18 protein-coding genes are annotated in these 19,582 nt (G+C 41.5%); all 18 read right to left on the bottom strand.

What is annotated here, in order from left to right; genetic code table 11:
* Window positions 1-410: 410 nt before the first annotated feature.
* The 18 genes from ilvA to brpA all read right to left on the bottom strand — a co-directional run bounded on the left by ilvA (window position 411) and on the right by brpA (window position 19,578).
* Window positions 411-1,661, bottom strand: coding sequence for a threonine ammonia-lyase IlvA (ilvA, locus tag ACORHU_RS01290; protein WP_033680756.1), 1,251 nt, complete (start codon window positions 1,659-1,661; stop codon window positions 411-413).
* A gap of 113 nt (window positions 1,662-1,774) precedes the next feature.
* On the bottom strand, window positions 1,775-2,797 hold the full coding sequence (ilvC, locus tag ACORHU_RS01285; RefSeq protein ID WP_076984303.1) for a ketol-acid reductoisomerase: 1,023 nt from the start codon (window positions 2,795-2,797) through the stop codon (window positions 1,775-1,777).
* Window positions 2,798-2,863: 66 nt separating this feature from the next.
* Complete coding sequence (gene ilvN / locus ACORHU_RS01280; RefSeq protein ID WP_001253803.1) at window positions 2,864-3,340, bottom strand: acetolactate synthase small subunit; 477 nt, start codon at window positions 3,338-3,340, stop codon at window positions 2,864-2,866.
* Window positions 3,333-5,033, bottom strand: a complete 1,701-nt coding sequence (locus ACORHU_RS01275; RefSeq protein ID WP_049533830.1) for an acetolactate synthase large subunit — start codon at window positions 5,031-5,033, stop codon at window positions 3,333-3,335. Before ACORHU_RS01275 ends, ilvN begins: the two co-directional genes overlap by 8 nt.
* 201 nt (window positions 5,034-5,234) lie before the next feature.
* A complete protein-coding gene (locus ACORHU_RS01270) occupies window positions 5,235-6,902 on the bottom strand; it encodes a DAK2 domain-containing protein (RefSeq protein WP_084927917.1) in 1,668 nt (555 codons plus the stop codon).
* A 2-nt stretch (window positions 6,903-6,904) separates the two neighbouring features.
* Entirely contained in the window at window positions 6,905-7,270 is a 366-nt protein-coding gene (locus ACORHU_RS01265; RefSeq protein WP_000216442.1) for an Asp23/Gls24 family envelope stress response protein, read from the bottom strand.
* A gap of 155 nt (window positions 7,271-7,425) precedes the next feature.
* A complete protein-coding gene (rpmB, locus tag ACORHU_RS01260; RefSeq protein WP_001140948.1) occupies window positions 7,426-7,614 on the bottom strand; it encodes a 50S ribosomal protein L28 in 189 nt (62 codons plus the stop codon).
* Window positions 7,615-7,720: 106 nt separating this feature from the next.
* Window positions 7,721-8,395, bottom strand: coding sequence for a LiaF transmembrane domain-containing protein (locus ACORHU_RS01255; protein WP_434364588.1), 675 nt, complete (start codon window positions 8,393-8,395; stop codon window positions 7,721-7,723).
* Window positions 8,396-8,399: 4 nt separating this feature from the next.
* A complete protein-coding gene (locus tag ACORHU_RS01250; protein WP_434364587.1) occupies window positions 8,400-8,846 on the bottom strand; it encodes a LytTR family DNA-binding domain-containing protein in 447 nt (148 codons plus the stop codon).
* Between the two features lie 113 nt (window positions 8,847-8,959).
* On the bottom strand, window positions 8,960-9,463 hold the full coding sequence (locus tag ACORHU_RS01245; protein ID WP_414367233.1) for a phosphatase PAP2 family protein: 504 nt from the start codon (window positions 9,461-9,463) through the stop codon (window positions 8,960-8,962).
* 95 nt (window positions 9,464-9,558) lie between these two features.
* Window positions 9,559-11,319: an ABC transporter ATP-binding protein gene (locus tag ACORHU_RS01240; protein ID WP_434364586.1), complete on the bottom strand. Its 1,761-nt coding sequence runs from the start codon at window positions 11,317-11,319 to the stop codon at window positions 9,559-9,561.
* On the bottom strand, window positions 11,309-13,078 hold the full coding sequence (locus tag ACORHU_RS01235; RefSeq protein WP_434364585.1) for an ABC transporter ATP-binding protein: 1,770 nt from the start codon (window positions 13,076-13,078) through the stop codon (window positions 11,309-11,311). Before ACORHU_RS01235 ends, ACORHU_RS01240 begins: the two co-directional genes overlap by 11 nt.
* The gene (locus tag ACORHU_RS01230; protein ID WP_061758882.1) at window positions 13,071-13,523 is read right to left on the bottom strand and encodes a MarR family winged helix-turn-helix transcriptional regulator; all 453 of its coding nucleotides are present in this window, start codon (window positions 13,521-13,523) and stop codon (window positions 13,071-13,073) included. The genes ACORHU_RS01235 and ACORHU_RS01230 overlap by 8 nt, the downstream gene beginning before the upstream one ends.
* A gap of 176 nt (window positions 13,524-13,699) precedes the next feature.
* Window positions 13,700-14,416, bottom strand: coding sequence for a YebC/PmpR family DNA-binding transcriptional regulator (locus ACORHU_RS01225; RefSeq protein ID WP_000532879.1), 717 nt, complete (start codon window positions 14,414-14,416; stop codon window positions 13,700-13,702).
* Window positions 14,417-14,512: 96 nt separating this feature from the next.
* A complete protein-coding gene (locus ACORHU_RS01220) occupies window positions 14,513-15,883 on the bottom strand; it encodes an MATE family efflux transporter (RefSeq protein WP_434364584.1) in 1,371 nt (456 codons plus the stop codon).
* A 114-nt stretch (window positions 15,884-15,997) separates the two neighbouring features.
* Entirely contained in the window at window positions 15,998-17,164 is a 1,167-nt protein-coding gene (gene recA, locus ACORHU_RS01215; protein ID WP_434364583.1) for a recombinase RecA, read from the bottom strand.
* A 54-nt stretch (window positions 17,165-17,218) separates the two neighbouring features.
* Complete coding sequence (locus ACORHU_RS01210) at window positions 17,219-18,475, bottom strand: competence/damage-inducible protein A (RefSeq protein ID WP_434364582.1); 1,257 nt, start codon at window positions 18,473-18,475, stop codon at window positions 17,219-17,221.
* An 86-nt stretch (window positions 18,476-18,561) separates the two neighbouring features.
* Window positions 18,562-19,578, bottom strand: a complete 1,017-nt coding sequence (brpA, locus tag ACORHU_RS01205) for a biofilm formation/cell division transcriptional regulator BrpA (RefSeq protein ID WP_434364581.1) — start codon at window positions 19,576-19,578, stop codon at window positions 18,562-18,564.
* Window positions 19,579-19,582 lie beyond the last annotated feature (4 nt).

Raw genomic sequence — 19,582 nt, 5'->3', positions numbered from 1 at the left:
TTGCATATTCTTATAACACACCGCTATTACAATCAGCATTTAGAATAGCACTTCCTAGTATTCCAAATGTTCTACTCGCCTCATATTATTGCTATCATATACTATATTCAATCAACTCACCAAATCTACCTTATAAGCATTGATTATTTTTTCTAATTCCTATTATATTTAATCAAACTTAAAATTAGATATATATATAATATAGTATTCTAAAAAACAACCCTATATATAACAAGTCATTCTTCTTTATTATTATAAACTGAAATAAAAAATAATAGGTGCTATAGTGAGTTGTAGTAGAAATAGCACGATAGATTTCCTAAGTCCATAGGAATCGCCCCCTTTCTTCACTCTCATTATAACACCTATACATCAGTTGTACAAATAATATGATATTTTTTTATTAGTCCTCAGACAAGCATATTGTAGAGCGTTTCATTACCATTTAAGTTAATATAAGATGGATCAAAACCTTCCATGCGACGAATCAAGCCTGCATAATCATGCTTATCTGCTAAAGCGATCCCAATTAATACTGGACCTGTTCCCTTACTAGCTCGTTTGATATACTCAAAACGTGTGATATCATCATTTGGCCCCAAGATATCATTTACAAACTCACGCAAAGCTCCTGGACGCTGTGGAAAATTGACCACAAAGTAATGCTTGATGCCATCATAAATCAAGGCACGCTCTTCCATTTCTGGCATACGGTTGATATCATTATTTCCTCCAGAAATGATACAACAAATGGTTTTCCCCTTGATATATTCAGCTAAAACCTCTAAAGAGGCGATACTAGCCGCTCCAGCAGGTTCTGCGACAATCCCTTGCTTAGAGTAGAGGTCAATCAAGGTTTCAGAAATCAATCCCTCATCGACACCTACCAAAGTTTGAACATGTTGACGAGTTGCCTCATAGGTCAACTGACCTACCTTTTGCACAGCAATCCCATCCGCAAATTTATCAATTTCTTTGAGTTTGACAGGCCCACCAGCTTCAAAGGCAGCCTTCATGGAACGTGCCCCATTAGCCTCTACTCCGATGACTTCAATCTCTGGATTTGTTTCTTTGATATAGGTAGAAACCCCAGCAATCAGACCGCCACCTCCAACAGGAACCAAGACAGCATCAAAATCAATCGATTCTTTTCGAGCTTCTTCTAAAATCTCATAAGCAACGGTCCCTTGACCAGCTTGAACATGTGCATCATCAAAAGGATCAATAAAGGTACGATTTTCAGAGACTGTAAATTCTTGAGCTGCTTTAGCTGAGGCATCAAAGGTATCTCCAACTAGTTTAATGGTTACGAAGTCCCCACCAAAAAAGCGAACTTGACCAATCTTTTGTTGCGGCGTAGTAATGGGCATAAAGATAGTAGCAGGAATTTTCATCTCATTACAAGTATAGGCAACTCCCTGCGCATGATTTCCTGCAGAAGCACAGACTACCCCACGTTCACGCTCTTCCTTGCTGAGCTGGGAAATGGCATAATAGGCACCACGAATTTTAAAGGAGCGAACACGCTGAGCATTTTCTTTTTTCAAATAAATCTTAGCACCATACTTCTCCGATAAATAATGGTCGTAATCCAGTGGGGTATTCACAACCACACCGTTCAAGACCTTATGAGCCTTGATGATATCTTTTGAACTTAACATCTTTTTCTCCTAGACTATTTCATACTATCACAATCCATCCCCTTAAAAGAGAAATGAATTGATTATAAAAGCGAGTTAGTCCCCCAACTCGCCTTCACCTTAATTTCTATCAATTAGTTATAGATTTTGAATGCATCATCGTCGTTTTTACCAACGAATGGCATTGCTTTACGCAATTCTGCACCAACTTTTTCAATTTCAAGGTTAGCTGCTTGTTCACGGTAAGCAGTCAATTTTGGACGTCCAGCTTTGTAGTCATTTACAAAGTCATTTGCAAATTTACCATTTTGGATGTCTGCCAAGACAGCTTTCATGTTTTCTTTAACTTGCTCAGTAATCACACGTGGACCTGATACATAGTCACCATACTCAGCAGTGTTTGAAATAGATTGACGCATTTTCTTGAATCCACCTTCGTAAATCAAGTCAACAATCAATTTCATTTCGTGAAGAACTTCAAAGTAAGCCAATTCTGGAGCATATCCTGCTTCTGTCAAGACTTCGAAACCTGCTTCGATAAGGGCAGTCAAACCACCACAAAGTACAGCTTGTTCACCAAACAAATCTTCTTCAGTTTCTTCTTTGTATGTTGTTTCAAGAAGACCTACACGGGCAGATCCAACACCTTTACACCAGTCCATAGCAATGTTTTTCGCATTTCCTGTTGCATCTTGGTATACTGCATAAAGAGCTGGTACACCAAATCCTTCTTCATAAGTACGACGTACCAAGTGTCCTGGTCCTTTAGGTGCACACATAAAAACATCTACATCCGCAGGAACTTTGATAAACTCAAAGTGAATATTGAAACCGTGAGCAAATCCAACTGCATTCCCAGCTTCCAAGTTTGGAGCGATTTCTGCTTCGTACAATTCTTGTTGGATTTCGTCTGGTGCCAAAATCATGATAACGTCAGCCAATTTAGTAGCTTCTGCTACTGTGTAAGTGTCAAATCCATCTTCTTTTGCTTTGTCAAAAGATTTACCTGGACGTACACCGATGATGACATCGCGACCTGAGTCACGCAAGTTTTGAGCATGCGCATGTCCTTGTGAACCATAACCGATAACGGCGATTTTTTTACCGTCAAGTGCTGCTACTTTAACATCTTTTTCATATTCCATTTGAACTGCCATAGTTTTTCTCTCTTTTCTATTTTTTTATTATCTTGTAATCTACTTTAACAAATCTTAATTGATTTTTTAATCACGGGTAAATCCAGTTGCCCCTGTACGGGCAATATTTCGAATACCATATGGTCGAATAACTCTCAATAGAGCTTCACTCTTTTCAGCATTTCCTGTCATCTGAATGGTAATCGAGCTTGGTGCTACGTCTACCACTGTTGCACGGAAAGGTTGAATAATCGCTAGAATCTCAGCTCGCTTCTCAGCTGGCGCTGACATCTTAACCAAAATCACCTCGCGCTCTAAATGAGGCTTGTCTGTAATATCTCGAATGCGAATCACATCAATCTGACGATTAAGTTGCTTGATGATTTGCTCCACTTCATCATGAGAAGCAACATCAATAATAATAGTGATACGCGATACATTCGGATCTTCTGTTGCTCCAACAGAGATGCTTTCGATATTAACCTGACGACGAGACAAAACGCCAGTAAAGCGATTGAGGACTCCTGAACGATTTTGTAGTTTTGCTGTTAACATTCTACGCATGGAACTTCACCCCCAACATCTCATGATTACTCTTACCAGCTGGTACCATTGGTAACACCTGTTCCTTACGAGAAATATCTACCTCGATTAGCATAGGTACATCCTCAGTGATCACTTCAAGGTCTTGAGCCAAGGTATCAGGATTGTCAAACTTATAGTTTTTAATACCATAAGCCTGCGCCATCAATTGGAAATCAGGAAGGGTATCAAAGACCGACTCAGACGTTCTACCTTCATAGAAGGATTCCTGCCATTGGCGAACCATTCCAAGTGAGTGGTTGTTCAGCATAACCACCTTAATTGGCACCTTGTAAATGTTCAAAATAGCCAATTCCTGGTTAGTCATTTGGAAACCACCATCCCCAACAAACAAGACTACTTCCTTATCTGGGTTAGCAATTTTAGCCCCAATTGCTGCTGGAATTCCGAATCCCATCGTTCCCAAACCACCTGAAGTCACTAACTGACGTTCATTTTGGTAGGGATAATACTGAGCTGTCCACATTTGGTGTTGACCAACGTCTGTTACCACAATGGCATCTCCATTAGTTAATTCACCAATTCGTTCAATAACAGCTTGCGGCTGAACCACACGCTCTTTCTTGTCATAAGAACGAACGCGGTTCTTGTCTTTAGTAACTTTTTCAATCCATTTCTCAGTATTGTTATGAACTGTCGGCTCAGCCAGCAACATTTGCAAGGCTTTCTTAGCATCTCCAACTACTGGAATATCTGCACTGATAATCTTGCCAATCTCGGCAGGGTCAATATCAATGTGAGCAACCTTGGCATTCTTAGCGAAGGTCTTAGGATTTCCTGTCAAGCGGTCATCGAAACGGCAACCAATACTAATCATAAAGTCCGCTTCCGTCATGGCAATATTAGCTGCGAATGACCCGTGCATACCGCCCATTCCAAGGAAGAGTGGGTGACTCGTTGCAATCGTACCTTGCCCCAAAAGACTGGTTACCACTGGAATTTGATAGCGTTCTGCAAATTCATTTAATTCTGCAGCTGCTTCAGCATAGCTAATTCCACCACCAGCAAGCAAGACTGGCTTTTTAGCCTTGGACAATTGCTTCAAGATTTTCTTGATTTGCATATCATTTGGCTCAAGAGTCGGTTGATAGCTTGGTAGGTTCACTTCTGGTGAATAAATGAAGTCTGTTTCCAAAGCAGATACGTCTTTAGGTAGGTCAATGACGACTGGCCCTGGTCGACCTGTAGTCGCGATATGGACAGCTTCCGTAATGATACGCGGAATATCAGCTGTCTCACGAACTTGGTAATTGTACTTAGTGATTGGCATGGTAATTCCCACAATGTCTGCCTCCTGAAAGGCATCCTTCCCAATCCCTGCTCGCGCCACCTGACCTGTAAAGACCAAAAGGGGAACGCTATCGCTCATGGCATCCGCAATCCCTGTAATGGCATTTGTTGCTCCCGGTCCGCTAGTGACGACGGCAACACCCAACTTTCCAGTTGATTTAGCATAACCTTCAGCTTCATGCAAACAACCTTGCTCATGGCGCCCTAGAATATGGCGAATGCCTTTAAAATTATATATCGCATCATAAAAAGGCAAGACTGCACCACCAGGATAACCAAAGATGGTATCAATTCCTAAATCACGAAGTGTTTCCAAAACTAGGTCCGACCCCGTCTTAGGAGATTCTAAACTGATTTTCTCCATTGTTCCCCTTTCTTTCCTCTTAAAAATAACTTGTTACTATCATACCATTTTTTCAAGATTTTTCAAGAGAAAAGAAGAAATTTTCTGAATTTTCTATTTTAACGTTTATTTATGAATGTTATTTTTGTTTTTATTAAAAAAGATACCGATTTCATTTACTATCAAATAAAAAAGAACTGATTTCTCAGTCCTTCATTAATCTTATTCCACACTAAATAGGTATGGGTAAACAGGTTGTTGGCCTTGGTGAATCTCAACTTCAACGTCTTCGAATTCTTCTGCGATTTCTTGAGCAATTTCATTAGCAAGTTCTTCGCTCCCGTCTTCACCGATATAGAAGGTTACGATTTCACTATCTTCATCCAACATATGTTTCAAGGTTTCTGTCAAGGTTTGGTGCATGTCAGGGTTTGACACGAGAATTTTCCCATCCACCATACCTAAATTATCGTTTTCATGGATTTCCAAGCCATCAATCGTTGTATCACGCACAGCTGTTGTGACGCTTCCGCTAACGACATCGCTAAGAGCAGCTGTCATACGCTCTTGGTTTTCTTCGATAGACTTGCTTGGATCAAAGGCAAGAAGACTTGTCAAACCTTGAGGAAGAGTACGAGCTTCTACCACTACTGCTGGTTGCTCCAAAACTTCTGCTGCAGATTGAGCTGCCATGAAGATGTTCTTGTTGTTTGGCAAGAAGATGATGTTACGAGCGTTGACCTGTTCAACAGCCTTGATAAAGTCTTCTGTTGAAGGGTTCATAGTTTGACCGCCTTCGATAACATAATCCACACCTTGAGAACGGAAGATATCTGCTAGACCTTTACCAGCCACCACAGCAATCAAAGCATACTCTTTTTCTTCAGCTGGCTTGCTAACTTGAGCAGCTTCTTTCTCAACCTGTGCTTCGTGTTGGTTACGCATATTGTCAACTTTTACCTTGACCAAGCTACCATATTTGAGACCTTCTTGCATAACAAGTCCTGGATCTTCTGTATGGACATGGACTTTGACAATTTCATCATCATTGACAACAAGGAGAGAATCTCCAAGTTCATTCAAGTAGTTACGGAATTCATCGTAGTCAAAATCTTTGGCATAGGTTGGACCTTGCTTAAGAGCTACCATGATTTCAGTACAGTAACCAAAGGTGATGTCCTCAGTCGCTACATGACCCGCTACAGACTTATGGTGCTCTGCATTGATCATTTCACTCATGTTGGCAGGAGTCGCTACAAAGTCCTCAGATGCAATATATTCGCCAGTAAGGGCTGAAAGGAAACCTTCATAGATGAAGACCAGTCCTTGACCACCTGAGTCCACAACGCCAACTTCTTTCAATACTGGAAGCATGTCTGGTGTTTTAGCTAGAGCTGTTTTAGCACCCTCTAAAGCTGCACGCATTACTTCAACAGCGTCATCTGTTTGCTCAGCTTTTTTCTTAGCACCGATAGCAGCCCCACGAGAAACTGTCAAAATCGTTCCTTCAACTGGTTTCATCACTGCCTTATAAGCAACTTCCACACCTGATTGGAAGGCAAGGGCCAAGTCTTGACCTGTTAACTCGTCTTTATCCTTGATAGCTTGTGAAAATCCACGGAAAAGCTGAGATGTAATAACTCCTGAGTTCCCACGCGCACCCATCAAAAGACCTTTAGCAAGAATGCTCGCTACCTCGCCAACTGTAGAAGCTGGCTTATCTGCAACTTCTTTAGCTCCATTTTCGATGGTCATTCCCATATTTGTTCCAGTATCTCCATCTGGAACTGGGAAGACGTTTAATGAATTGACATATTCAGCTTGCTTATTCAAGCGAGTCGATGCAGCCTGCACCATTTCTTGAAATAAGCTAGTAGTAATTTTTGACACGGTTATTCTCCTACAACTTTGATATTTTGAATGTAGACATTTACAGTCTGAGCAGTAATTCCAAGCTGGTTTTCCAAGCTAAAACGAACACGCTCTTGAATGTTTTTTGACACTTCGCTAATCTTTGTTCCGTAGCTCAACACGGTATATACATCAACTGCAATACTGCCATCTTCGGCCGCTTTTACGACGACACCTTTGGAATAATTTTCCTTACCTAGAAGGGCTTGGAAATTATCTTTGAGGGCATTTTTACTAGCCATACCGACCACACCAAAAATCTCAGTTGTTGCACCACCTACGACGGTTGCAATCACTTCATCTGTTAGTTCGATTTGACCATCTTTTGTATTAATTTTTACAGTCATCCTTTTTACCTCAACTAGTTGATACTCTATTTTATCATATTTCAGCCCAAGTGTAAAAGCAGAATACTGTATCAGCGGATATTTACTCCGTTTTTCAAATGATTTTATACCTACAACAAAAGAAAAAAGACCCTAAGGTCTCCTTACTTTTATTATTAAACGCGTTCAACTTTACCTGATTTCAAAGCACGAGCTGAAGCCCAAACTTTTTTAGGTTTACCATCGATAAGAACAGTAACTTTTTGAAGGTTTGGTTTTACGGCACGTTTTGTTTGGTTCATCGCGTGTGAACGGTTGTTTCCTGATACAGTCTTACGACCTGTAAAGTAACATACTTTAGCCATTTGTGTTTTCCTCCTATTAGATCTAATATAGCGGATGTGCTAGCACCACATACCGTACTATGTTATCACACTTTCTTCATTTTTGCAAGGGAATTGGAAGATTTTTTTATTTAACGTAGACAATTCCCAACTTCCCAAAGGCCACATCTCCACGGATAATCAAGGTTTTGCTGGTTGGGGCTAGAGGAGTATCTGCCTTGGCTACGCCACAGAAAGTTTCTACCTTTAAATCAACTCTCCAATGTTGAGGAACATAGATAACTGCATTGCCAAAACCAACTTCCACTTTCAGTGTTGCGCTATCACCTAACATCTCTGCATTGTCATAATATATCTTGGCATTCCCAAAACCAACTTCAACTTGGTCTTCTACCAATTCTTGGTTTTGCTTGTAGAAAGTCCCAGTCCCAAAAGCGACTTCCTTATCTGTAAGAATGGTCTTTTCACCATCATACCACCATTTTTTTCCATTCCAAGTTCTGTTAGAATGAGTGAGTGCACTGACACCCATTACGATTAAAATACTAGCCCAAAATAAAGACTGATTTGGAATCGGTAAAATATCATAAAAGTGGTTAGCAATCATGAGGGCTACTAGAGCTGTAAAAGAGGCTGAAGTTAAGTGGCGACGCAACAAAGCTCCAACTGATTGGTAGGCAAAAAAAGCAATACCAAGCAAGGGCCAAATTTGCCCTCCAAGAGAAGGGATTCCAAAATTTCCTTGCAATAATATCAAAGTTGCTAAAACGAGCAACACAATACCAAATGCTTTCTTTTTCATGTTCTTACCTCATATTTCTTAGATTTTCTTTTAGGAGGGATTGGTAATGCCGTGAGACATGAACCTCCTTGTGGGTCTGATAGAAGGAAATGGTGCCCGTTCCTGAAAAGGACTTGTCCACCGAATAGACTTGCCGAATATTAGCGATCGTTGACTTGGATACCCGACTAAAATAACGAGGAAGGATAGCCTCTAACTCATAGAGTTTAAGCCGAACTTCGTAGGCACCTTTCTGGGTATGGGCGTAAATCTTGTTCCCTTCTGTCTCAAAGAAGAGAATTTCCGACAAGTCCAGATAATATTCACCCGTCCCTTTGTAAAAAATCAACCTAGGAGACTTGGACTCTTGTAAGAGTCGCTGTAAATCCGCAATCTCATCTGTCAAGGCCGCTGCCTTGATGACAATTTCAGTTTCCTCTAAATTGCTATCAATTTCGATTCGTAACTTCATTCCATCTCCTTTCTGACTCTACTATATCAAAGGAAAAATAAGAAAACAAGAGCAAAAAAGCAAGTGGTTACTTTAGACCCGTAAGTGGTTCTAGAATCACCTTAACTTACAGGTCAAAATAGAAAGAAAATCACACCCCACACAAGACCACAAATATAACCAACTACTACATCCTTGGGATAATGCACTCCCCCTAAAACTCTCACTAGCCCCAGGAAGGCTGATAAGGTCAAACAAATCATCCCCATAGTTAGACTAGTATGTAAGCAAGCCATGGAGATAATGCTTGCTGAAAAGACATGACGACTGGGCATTGACTGACCAGGACTATCTCTGTCTAGTAGCGGGGTAATGTCCCAAACTTCATAAGGCCTAGGGGCATTGATTTTCTTACGAAGAAAGGACAAAATCACAAAACCTGATGCAGGGATAAACACATACATCAAGACCTGTTTCCCAAATCCTTCTCGGAAATAGATAGTGGTTAACAAGGTCAGATAAACTATGGGCATAACTACTGTCATGAACCGATTGAAAATTCTTAACAATCTCAGAAGAAAGGGCTTATTTCCAATGTTACTAGCAATGTGGTCATACCATTCTTGATAATTCTTCATATATTTTCTCATCACTTACTCAAATTTTGCTTATAGGGAAGCACTTGTCTTCTAGTATAGTGCAGAAAAAGAAGACCGTCAAGCCTTCTTTCGATTTATTCTTCTGCTTCGTCTTCTGTAAATTGACTGTTGTAGAGGTCAGCGTAGAAACCAGCTTGCGCCATCAGCTCATCATGATTTCCTTGCTCGATGATATTTCCGTCTTTCATGACAAGAATCAGATCAGCATTTCGGATAGTAGACAAGCGGTGGGCGATGACAAAGGAAGTTCTTCCCTCCATCAATCGGTCCATGGCTTTCTGAATCAATTCCTCAGTACGGGTATCAACCGAAGAGGTCGCTTCATCTAAGATTAGGAGTGGCGCATCTTTTAACAAAGCACGAGCAATAGTCAAGAGTTGTTTTTGTCCGACAGACAAGGTCACTGTATCATCCAAGACGGTATCGTAACCATCTGGTAGGGTCATGATAAAATGGTGAATCCCTACAGCCTTGCTGGCTTCAATCACGCGCTCATCACTAATACCCTCTTGGTTATAGATAAGATTGTCGCGAATGCTTCCTTCAAAGAGCCAGGTGTCTTGCAAGACCATTGAAAAGGCATCGTGTACTTCCGAACGCTTCATCTCCTTGGTATCCACACCATCGATACGGATACTTCCCTTATCAATCTCATAGAACTTCATCAAAAGATTGACAATGGTTGTCTTCCCAGCTCCGGTCGGTCCGACAATCGCAACCTTTTGACCTGCATGAGCTGTCGCAGAAAAGTCATGGATAATAGTTCGCTCTGGTGTATAACCAAAGGAAACTTGATCAAAGACCACTTGACCTTTCATATCGCTCAATTGTCTTTCTTTATGGGATTCGTCTTCCATTTCCTCTTCAGCTAAAAATTCAAAGACACGTCCCATGGCTGCACTAGCCTGCTGAAGACTAGTAATCCCTTGGGCAATTTGTGAAAGAGGCTGAGAAAAGATACGAACGTAGGCCATAAAGGCAACGATAATCCCGATACTGATGTGCCCATTTAAGGTCAAGGCTGCACCAACAATAATCACCAAGGCATAGCTAAAGTTCCCAATGAACATCATAATCGGCATCATAATCCCTGAAATAAATTGAGATTTCCAGATACTATCATACAGACGATGGTTTAATTTCGCAAGCTCTTCTTTCGTACTCTCGATGGCATTGTAACTGGTCACCACATTATGGCCAGAGTACATTTCCTCCACATAGCCATTGACAGCTGCCAAATCCTGTTGCTGACTCTTAAAAAAGCCCTGTGATTTGCCCATAAAGATGGACACGAAAGCAAAGCCAACAAGAGTTGACACAACCGTCACCAAGGCTAAAATCCAGTTCATCCCAAACATGGTTACTAAGACTGCTAAAACTAATAAACTAGATGAAAGAACCGTTCCTAGACTTTGATTGAGGGACTGGGCTGCCGTGTCAACGTCATTGGTTACACGAGACAAGGTATCTCCTTGAGAATGTCCATCAAAATATCCTAATGGAAGGCGATTAATTTTCTCTGCAATCGCTCTTCTCAAACGCTCTGAAAATCGTTGAATGGCTGTTGTAAACAGAAAGGCCTGCAAATAATTTGATAGGAGTCCAATCACATAGATGACGGTTAAAAAACCACCAATAGTTGCAACCGCCGCGACATCTACACTGGTTCCCAGACCACTGGCAATAATATTGGTCATTTCCTTGATGCGGGTTGGACCATATACAGTAATGATATTGGATACGATTGTTGCTAGAAAGGCGATTAGAAGGGCAAACTGGAGACCTGCAAGATAGGGTTTACTCTGTTTCCAGAGAGACATTTTTTTATTTTCCATGTTCCAATTCCTCCTTCGATAGTTGTGAATAGGCAATTTCTTGGTAAACTTCGTTATTAGCTAGAAGTTCCTTGTGGGTGCCTTGCCCCACGACTTTCCCTTGATCCAAGACCAAAAGCAAATCTGCATCCATAATCGTTGAAATGCGCTGTGCGACGATAAGCTTGGTCATAGATTTGGTTTTCTCTGCTAGCTCTTGGCGTAGGACACGATCTGTCTTGTAGTCCAAGGCTGAGAAGGAGTCATCAAAGATGAGGATTTCTGGTTTCCGAGCTAAGGCACGCGCAATTGCTAGACGCTGTCTTTGACCACCTGAGAAGTTGGTTCCTCCTTGGGCCACTTCTGACTCTAAGCCCGCTTCCTTGTCTTCGATAAAGTTCTTAGACTGGGCCAATTCCAAGGCTTGCCACATAGCCTGCTCACTAAGTGGTGTTTCTTGACTCTGTCCAAAGTCCAAATTGCCCTTAACATCACCTGAAAAGAGAACCGCTTTCTGAGGAATATAACCAACCTTGTTGCGCAAATCATTTAAGTCATAGTCTTGAACATTGACACCGTCTACAAGAATCTCTCCTGCTGACACATCGTAGAAACGTGGAATCAGATTGACCAGAGTTGATTTACCAGAACCTGTTGACCCAATAAAGGCCACTGTTTGACCAGCTTCTGCTCTAAAGCTAACATTCTCAATGACCGCCTCCGAATTTGCCGCATAGCGGAAGGTCACATCCTTAAACTCGACCTGACCTTTGAGGTTTTCGTCAGCCAACTGCACTTGAGCAGGATTTTGGATAGAAGAATGCAAATCTAAAACCTGATTAATCCGCTTGGCAGAGACCATGGTTCGAGGAAGAACGATGAAGAGCGCCCCCATGAGAAGGAAGCCCATAACAACCTGCATGGCATAAGACATGAAAACAATCATGTCACTAAAGAGAGGCAGACGCGCTATCGGAGCAGCGTCGTTAATCACATAGGCCCCAATCCAGTAAATCACCACACTCAAACCACTTGAAATCCCCATCATGATAGGGTTCAAAATAGCCATAAGACGGTTGACAAACAAATTCAAGCGTGTCAATTCATCATTTGCTACCGCAAATTTTTCATTTTGGTAATCCTCTGCATTGTAGGCGCGAACGACACGAATACCTGTTAAACTCTCACGAGTAATACTGTTCAGTTTATCAGTCAGACTTTGAATCAAGGACTGTTTCGGAAAGGCTAGCGTCATCAAAACTGTTGTCATCAAAACGTTGACAATCACTGCCACAAGTACGGCCCAGAGCCAGTATTCTGAATGACCTAAAATCTTCCCGATAGCCCAGATAGCCATAATTGGACCACGAGTAACTACTTGCAAGCCCATAGTAATCAACATCTGAACCTGAGTAATATCATTGGTAGTACGAGTTAGAAGACTGGGAATAGAGAATTTCTTAATCTCTGTCTGCGAGTAGTCTAAAACTCGGTTAAAAATATCACTTCTCAGCCTACTAGTATAGGAAGCAGCTACTCTGGACGCAAAAAATCCAACTGCAACTGCGGACAAGAAGGCAAGAAAGGACATTCCAACCATCATACTTGCTGGCTGCCACAACTCATCTAAATTAGTTCCTTGAGTTCCCAGTAAATCCGTGATTTTAGAGATATAGGTCGGCACTTCCAACTCCAGATAGACCGAAAAACAGGTAAAGAGAATGGCTAGTAAAATCATCCCCCATTCTTTTCCACTAATTCGTTTGGCTAATTTATTCATTCTCTCCTCCTATTCCCTTGATATTTTCCTGTAGTTGACCGAGAACTTTCTCAAAAATCAGTAATTCATCTTCATCAATGTCTTCCATCAACTGCTTTTCAATGCGTTCAAAGAAGGCCTTGATCTGTTGCATCTGAGAACGTGATTTTTCCGTCAGACGAACAAATTTAGCCCGCTTATCGCTAGGACTCGCCTCCAGTTCCACCAAACCATTTTGCACCATACGCTTGACCAAATTACTAGCAACAGACTTGGTAATATTGAGTTCTTGCTCGATATCCTTAATCAAGACCAAGTCTTGGTTTTTCTCACGATTATCCAAAAAACGCACAACCTGACCTTGAGGCCCACCCATAAATTCAATACCACAACGTTTGGCTTCCTTTTGCACCATCAGGTGAATCTGATGACCAAAACGCTTAAAGACTAACATCGGTTTATCCATACTAACTCCTTTCTAACTATCATATTTAGTTCTCCTAGGAACTAAACAAGTTTCCATGAGAACTATTTTACCATTTTGAAAAGAGATGTCAAGAAAAAGTTTCCTAGAGAACTATTTTCTTGATTCAAAAAATCCCAAGTGATTTTTTCACTTAGGATCATATTCTCTAGGTTAAATTAGAAGCCGTCTACGTTTGTGTAGATTTTTTGTACGTCTTCGTCGTCTTCAAGGACACTGTAAAGTTTTTCAAAGGTTTCAAGGTCATCGCCTGACAATTCCACTTCTGACTGAGGAATCATTTCCAATTCAGTAACTTGGAATTCTTCGACACCTGACTCACGAAGGGCAACAATAGCCTTATGAAGATCAGTTGGAGCTGTGTAAACTGTGATTGTACCTTCTTCTGCTTCTACATCATCCACATCCACATCTGCTTCTAGCAATTGCTCAAAGACTGCGTCCGCATCTTCGCCAGCAAATACGATAACACCCTTGTTATCGAAGAGGTATGAAACCGAACCTGAAGCGCCCATGTTTCCGCCATTTTTACCAAAGGCTGCACGGACATTGGCCGCTGTACGGTTGACGTTAGACGTCAAAGTATCAACGATTAGCATAGAACCATTTGGTCCAAAACCTTCGTAACGTCCTTCTGTAAAGGTTTCGTCTGTGTTTCCTTTTGCTTTATCAATCGCTTTATCGATAACGTGTTTTGGCACTTGGGCTTGTTTAGCACGGTCGATAACGAATTTCAAGGCTGAGTTTGATTCTGGATCTGGATCACCTTTTTTAGCTGCTACATAGATTTCTACACCAAATTTTGCATATACTTTAGAGTTAGCTCCATCTTTAGCCGTTTTCTTGGCTACGATATTGGCCCATTTACGTCCCATTAGGAATCTCCTTTTTTCACATTTTAATCTTTCTTATTATAACACAAGTTTTTTCGATTTTCACTAGAGGAAATGGATTTTATTTAGCAAATCAAGCTAGGATGGTACCTTAGTTGCCAAGATTTCCTTGCCTTCTTTTATCAAGGGGTGGCGAAACAGTGAGAAGTACAGCTGAATAGTCATGGCAACCCAGATGAGGGGTTCGCAAAGGATAACTCCCTTATAGCCAGCCCAAGGGATAATCAAGACCACAAAAGCGATTTTCCCGATTAGCTCGATAAAGCTAGAAACTAGAGGAAGGACTTTTTGCCCCAAGCCCTGCAAACAATTGCGGTAAATCAGCAAGAAAGTCAAAATAGGATAAAAAGCTGAGCTGATTTGCAGATAGAGACTGCCATTTTCTACCAAGTAGCTATCCGTCGAACTAGCTAAGAAGGAAACCAAGGCTGGACTGGTAAAAAAGAGGAAGACACAAACCAAAATTGCCCAGGACATACTTAAACGACTGCCGATTCGAAGACCTTGAACAATGCGGTCTGGGCGCTTAGCTCCTAAATTCTGAGAAGCAAAGGTCGTCATTGAGGCAGAAATAGCGGTCATAGGAAGAAGGGCGAAAGCCATAATGCGGCGAGCTGCCGTCTGAGCACTGATAATTACGGCACCAAAGGTATTAACAGAAGACTGTAAAATCACACTGCCGATAGATACAATCGAACTCATCAATCCCATAGCCAAACCTTGCTCCAAAAGATCCGCGTACAAGGCCTTACCCCATTTGAAATGCTTGAGCTGAGGGAGTAGCTCAGGCACACTCTTACGGATATAATAAAAGCAAAGAACCGCTGATAAACCCTGCGAAATAATGGTAGCAAGTCCCGCGGATTGAACCCCCAGTTGCAGTTGCGTAATAAAATAGAGATCCAGAACCACATTGACAAGGGCAGAGAAAATCAAAAAAACAAGCGCAGCCAGACTGTCACCAATGGATCGCAACAAGCCTGCAAAGAGATTATAGGCAAAGCTGACACCGACACAGGTCACAATCATAGAAATATATTGATAGGACTGAGGGAGGATTTCAGCAGGGGTATCTAAGTATTGCAAGAGAGGAGACAAACCAAGAAAGCCTAGCAGCATAACTACAACACTCAAAAAAGTACCTAAAATCCAGGTGGCTGCTACTGCTTCCTTGATTTTTGTAAAATTCCGAGCACCATAATAGCGGGCAATGACAATTCCCATCCCATTGCCAACACCAAGAGTAAAACCTACAATCAAGTCAAAAATCGCTGTTGTCGCTCCTACCGCCGCCAAGGATTCTTGACCAAGAAATCGTCCAACAATCAAGACATCAGCAGTATTATAGAGCTGTTGAAAAATATTGGATAGCAAGATTGGGAAGGCGAAGCTTAAGAGCGAAGGAAGAATCGGACCATGTATCAGGTCCACTGTTCGTTTTTTATTCATAAGGCTATTATATCAGCTTTCTAGAGGAGCGACAAGAAACAGCAAACTATAGGCAATCTGAAAATTTGAACAAAAAATCGAAAAAGTAGAGGATTTCTCCACTACTTTAACAGCTTATTCTTCAATTTCGATTTCAAGCTCGTCGCCTAGGTCAAGTATTACTTCTTCATTCACAGAGTCTGCTTGAACTGCCTCATCTTTTTTAGTTTCAACACCTTCTACAGCAGCTTCTTCTCCATCAATCAAACCAAATTGAACACGGACTTGATGGTCAATCTCATCAAAGACTTCTGGGTGATCTGCCAAGTATTTCTTAGCATTTTCAGAACCTTGCCCGATTTTCTCATCCTTGTAAGAGTACCAAGCTCCTGCTTTTTTGATGATATCCAAATCGCTTGCAATCTTCAAAAGCTCACCAGTCTTAGAAATCCCTTCTCCGTACATGATTTCAACGAAAGCTTCCTTAAATGGTGGAGCCACCTTGTTTTTCACGACCTTGATCTTGGTTTCTTTACCGACATTGGTATCTTTTTGGTCACCAGTTCCCTTGATTTGTGTGCTTCCACGAACATCCAAACGAACTGATGCGTAGAATTTCAGAGCACGTCCACCAGGTGTCGTTTCTGGATTTCCAAACATGACCCCAACTTTTTCACGCAATTGGTTGATAAAGATGGCAATTGTTTTGGTTTTATTGATAGAAGCACCGAGCTTGCGCATGGCCTGGCTCATCATACGAGCCTGCAAACCAACGTGGCTATCTCCGATATCTCCATCAATTTCCGCACGAGGTACAAGGGCAGCAACTGAGTCGACTACGACAAGATCCACGGCTCCTGAGTCAATCAATTTTCCTGCAATCTCAAGACCTTGCTCTCCTGAGTCTGGTTGTGACAAGAGCAATTCGTCAATATTGACACCAAGGGCCGCAGCATAAGCTGGATCGAGGGCATGTTCCGCATCGATAAAGGCTGCAATCCCGCCTTCTTTTTGCGCTTGCGCAACTGCATGAAGGGCAACTGTTGTCTTACCAGATGACTCTGGCCCATAGATTTCGATGATACGTCCCTTAGGATAACCACCTGAACCAAGGGCAATGTCAAGAGCCAAAGAACCTGAGCTCATCACTTGCACCTTTTGCTCCGCACGTTCACCCAAACGCATGATTGATCCTTTACCAAAGTCTTTCTCAATCAATTTAAGAGCGTCATTCAAGGCTTTTTCACGTTCTGCCCCGAATTTTTTTGAAATTTCATCTAATTTTTTTGGTTTTTTCGCCATTCTATTCTCCTACATTCTAATGGTCCTCAGACCTATCTACTATTATATCAAAAGTTAGTCACTTAATAAAGCCTTGCGAACTAGGTTAAAGGCATGCATAACCGCAATGTGACGTACATCTGCTCGACTTCTGCCTCCAATATTCACCTTGATGACCTTAGTTCCATGCTCCTGTGCTAAGCCTATGAAGACTGTCCCGGCTGGGTGTCCTTCCAGGCTATCTGGTCCTGCCACTCCAGTCAAACTAAGGCCAAAATCAGACTGGGTCTTGATTCGTGTCTGCTCAGCCATCTTTCGAGCTGTAAATTCAGATACCACACCCTGTTCTTCCAAATCCTTGGCAGGAATATCCAACATCTTTGATTTTTCCTCCAAGCTATAGGTCACAAAACCACCCTTAAATATACTTGAAGCACCCGAAAAATCCGCTACCCTAGCTTGAAAAAGACCTGCCGTCAAACTCTCTGCAGCCGTGATGGTTTTCCCTTGCTTTTTCAGTTCTTCTACCACAATGCTGGCCAAGCTAGCCTCCTCTCCATAACCATAACAGAGGTCTCGTAAAGGAATTCCTTCGAAAGTCTGGTGGTCCAAGATTTGATTTTCCAAGATATCCAGCGCCTGATTCGCCTCTTCTTGACTGCTAGTCTTTGTTGACAGACGCAGAGTGACTTCTCCTATCTTGGCATAAGGAGCCAAGGTCGGATCTGTTTGATTATCAATCAAATCAGCCAAAACCGTCACCAGCTGGCTCTCGCCAATTCCAAAGAAACGAAGAACTCGGGAATATAACTTACTCCCTGTCATCAACTTAGGTAGAAGTTGATTTAAGACCATGGGGTTCAATTCACTTGGTGGACCTGGAAGGACGACGTAGGTCACTCCTTCGACCTCTAACATCCCCCCCACAGCCAGTCCTGTTTCGTTGGGCAGTGGAGTCGCTCCTTCTACAAGTTGAGCTTGTCTTTCGTTATTCGGTGTTCGGGCATAGTCTGGTCTCTGGGCAAAAAAGACATCCAACTTCTCCTGCGCCTGAGGGTCAAAGACTAATTCTTTCCCTAAAAATTTAGCTAGAGTTTGTTTGGTCAAATCGTCCTCAGTCGGCCCCAAACCACCTGTCAAAATCACCAGACTACTACGTTTACTGGCAATCTCAAGCAGGGATAAGAGACGAACTTCATTGTCTCCTACAGCCGTCTGAAAATATATATCTACCCCAATCTCTGCTAGTTTTTCCGATAAAAATTGAGCATTAGTGTTGACAATCTGTCCAGTTAAAATCTCTGTTCCAACAGCAATGATTTCTGCTTTCATGTTTCCTCCTACCTATCTATTCGTATTTTTTTGAAAAAATCGCAGGAAATTTCCCACGATTGATTTTTTTATTTATAGTAAGAAAGTTAATTGTCTTCGTCACCAACAGGTGTTCGTCCAAATAAATCTTCAAATAAGACAACATTTGTTTCAAGCTGAGTGACTTCTTCTTGTTCCAAAGAACGTCTCAAAAGATTCTGCATTTCCAACATGTGGTTTCTCGTAACAATTTGATAAGAAACGCCTTGTAGCATCTCCCCTTCACCCTTCAACTGTTGTGTTTCAATGGTGTTAAATGAATCTTTGTAGCCCAATAAGCTTGGAATACTTTTTGCAGATAAATCGATATTAGTCTGCATATTAGTACTTAGGGCTTTTAAGATAGACTGATAGTGACTGACACTATTTAAACTAAGAACTTTTTCAACAACTTTTTGAATGACTTCACGCTGACGCTTCTGACGTCCGTAGTCTCCTTCTGGGTCTTGATAACGCATGCGTGAATAAACAAGTGCTTCTTCTCCATTTATTGTCTGCTCTCCAACACCGATAGAAATGGTGTTAAATTCTTCTTGGTCACTGATAGAGATTGGGAAACCTAGTGTATTATTAACCGTAATACCTCCCACTGCATCGACCAATTGTTGCAAGCCTTGCATGTTGACCATAATGTAGCGATCAATATGAAGGTTCATCATCTTTTGAATTGTTTCTATCGCAAGTTCTGCACCACCACCAGCATAGGCAGCGTTTAGCTTCGCTTCTTCAATACTACCATCTTTATGTTGAATTTTAGTCAGGATATCACGTTCCAAACTCATCATCGTCGTTTTCTTTGTGTGAGGATTGACAGTCAGCAAAATCATACTGTCACTATTTCCAGCCCATTGGTCTGTACGCTCTACGTTCCCAGTATCAACCCCCATCAACAGAATGGTCAAAGGCTCTGTTGCTTCAATAACCTTGGTTTCTTCTCCTATTTTTTTATAGGTTTTTGCCAAAGTCTCTGTACCTTGCTGATAAATAGTATAAGCAAAAACACCAACACCCAAAACTGTCACAGCTAGAAAAGCTAGCACCATTCCAATAATTTTTTTAACCATATTT

Source organism: Streptococcus sp. KHUD_015 (assembly GCF_051106265.1).
GTDB lineage: Bacteria > Bacillota > Bacilli > Lactobacillales > Streptococcaceae > Streptococcus.
This window is presented reverse-complemented; position numbering and strand designations above follow the sequence as displayed.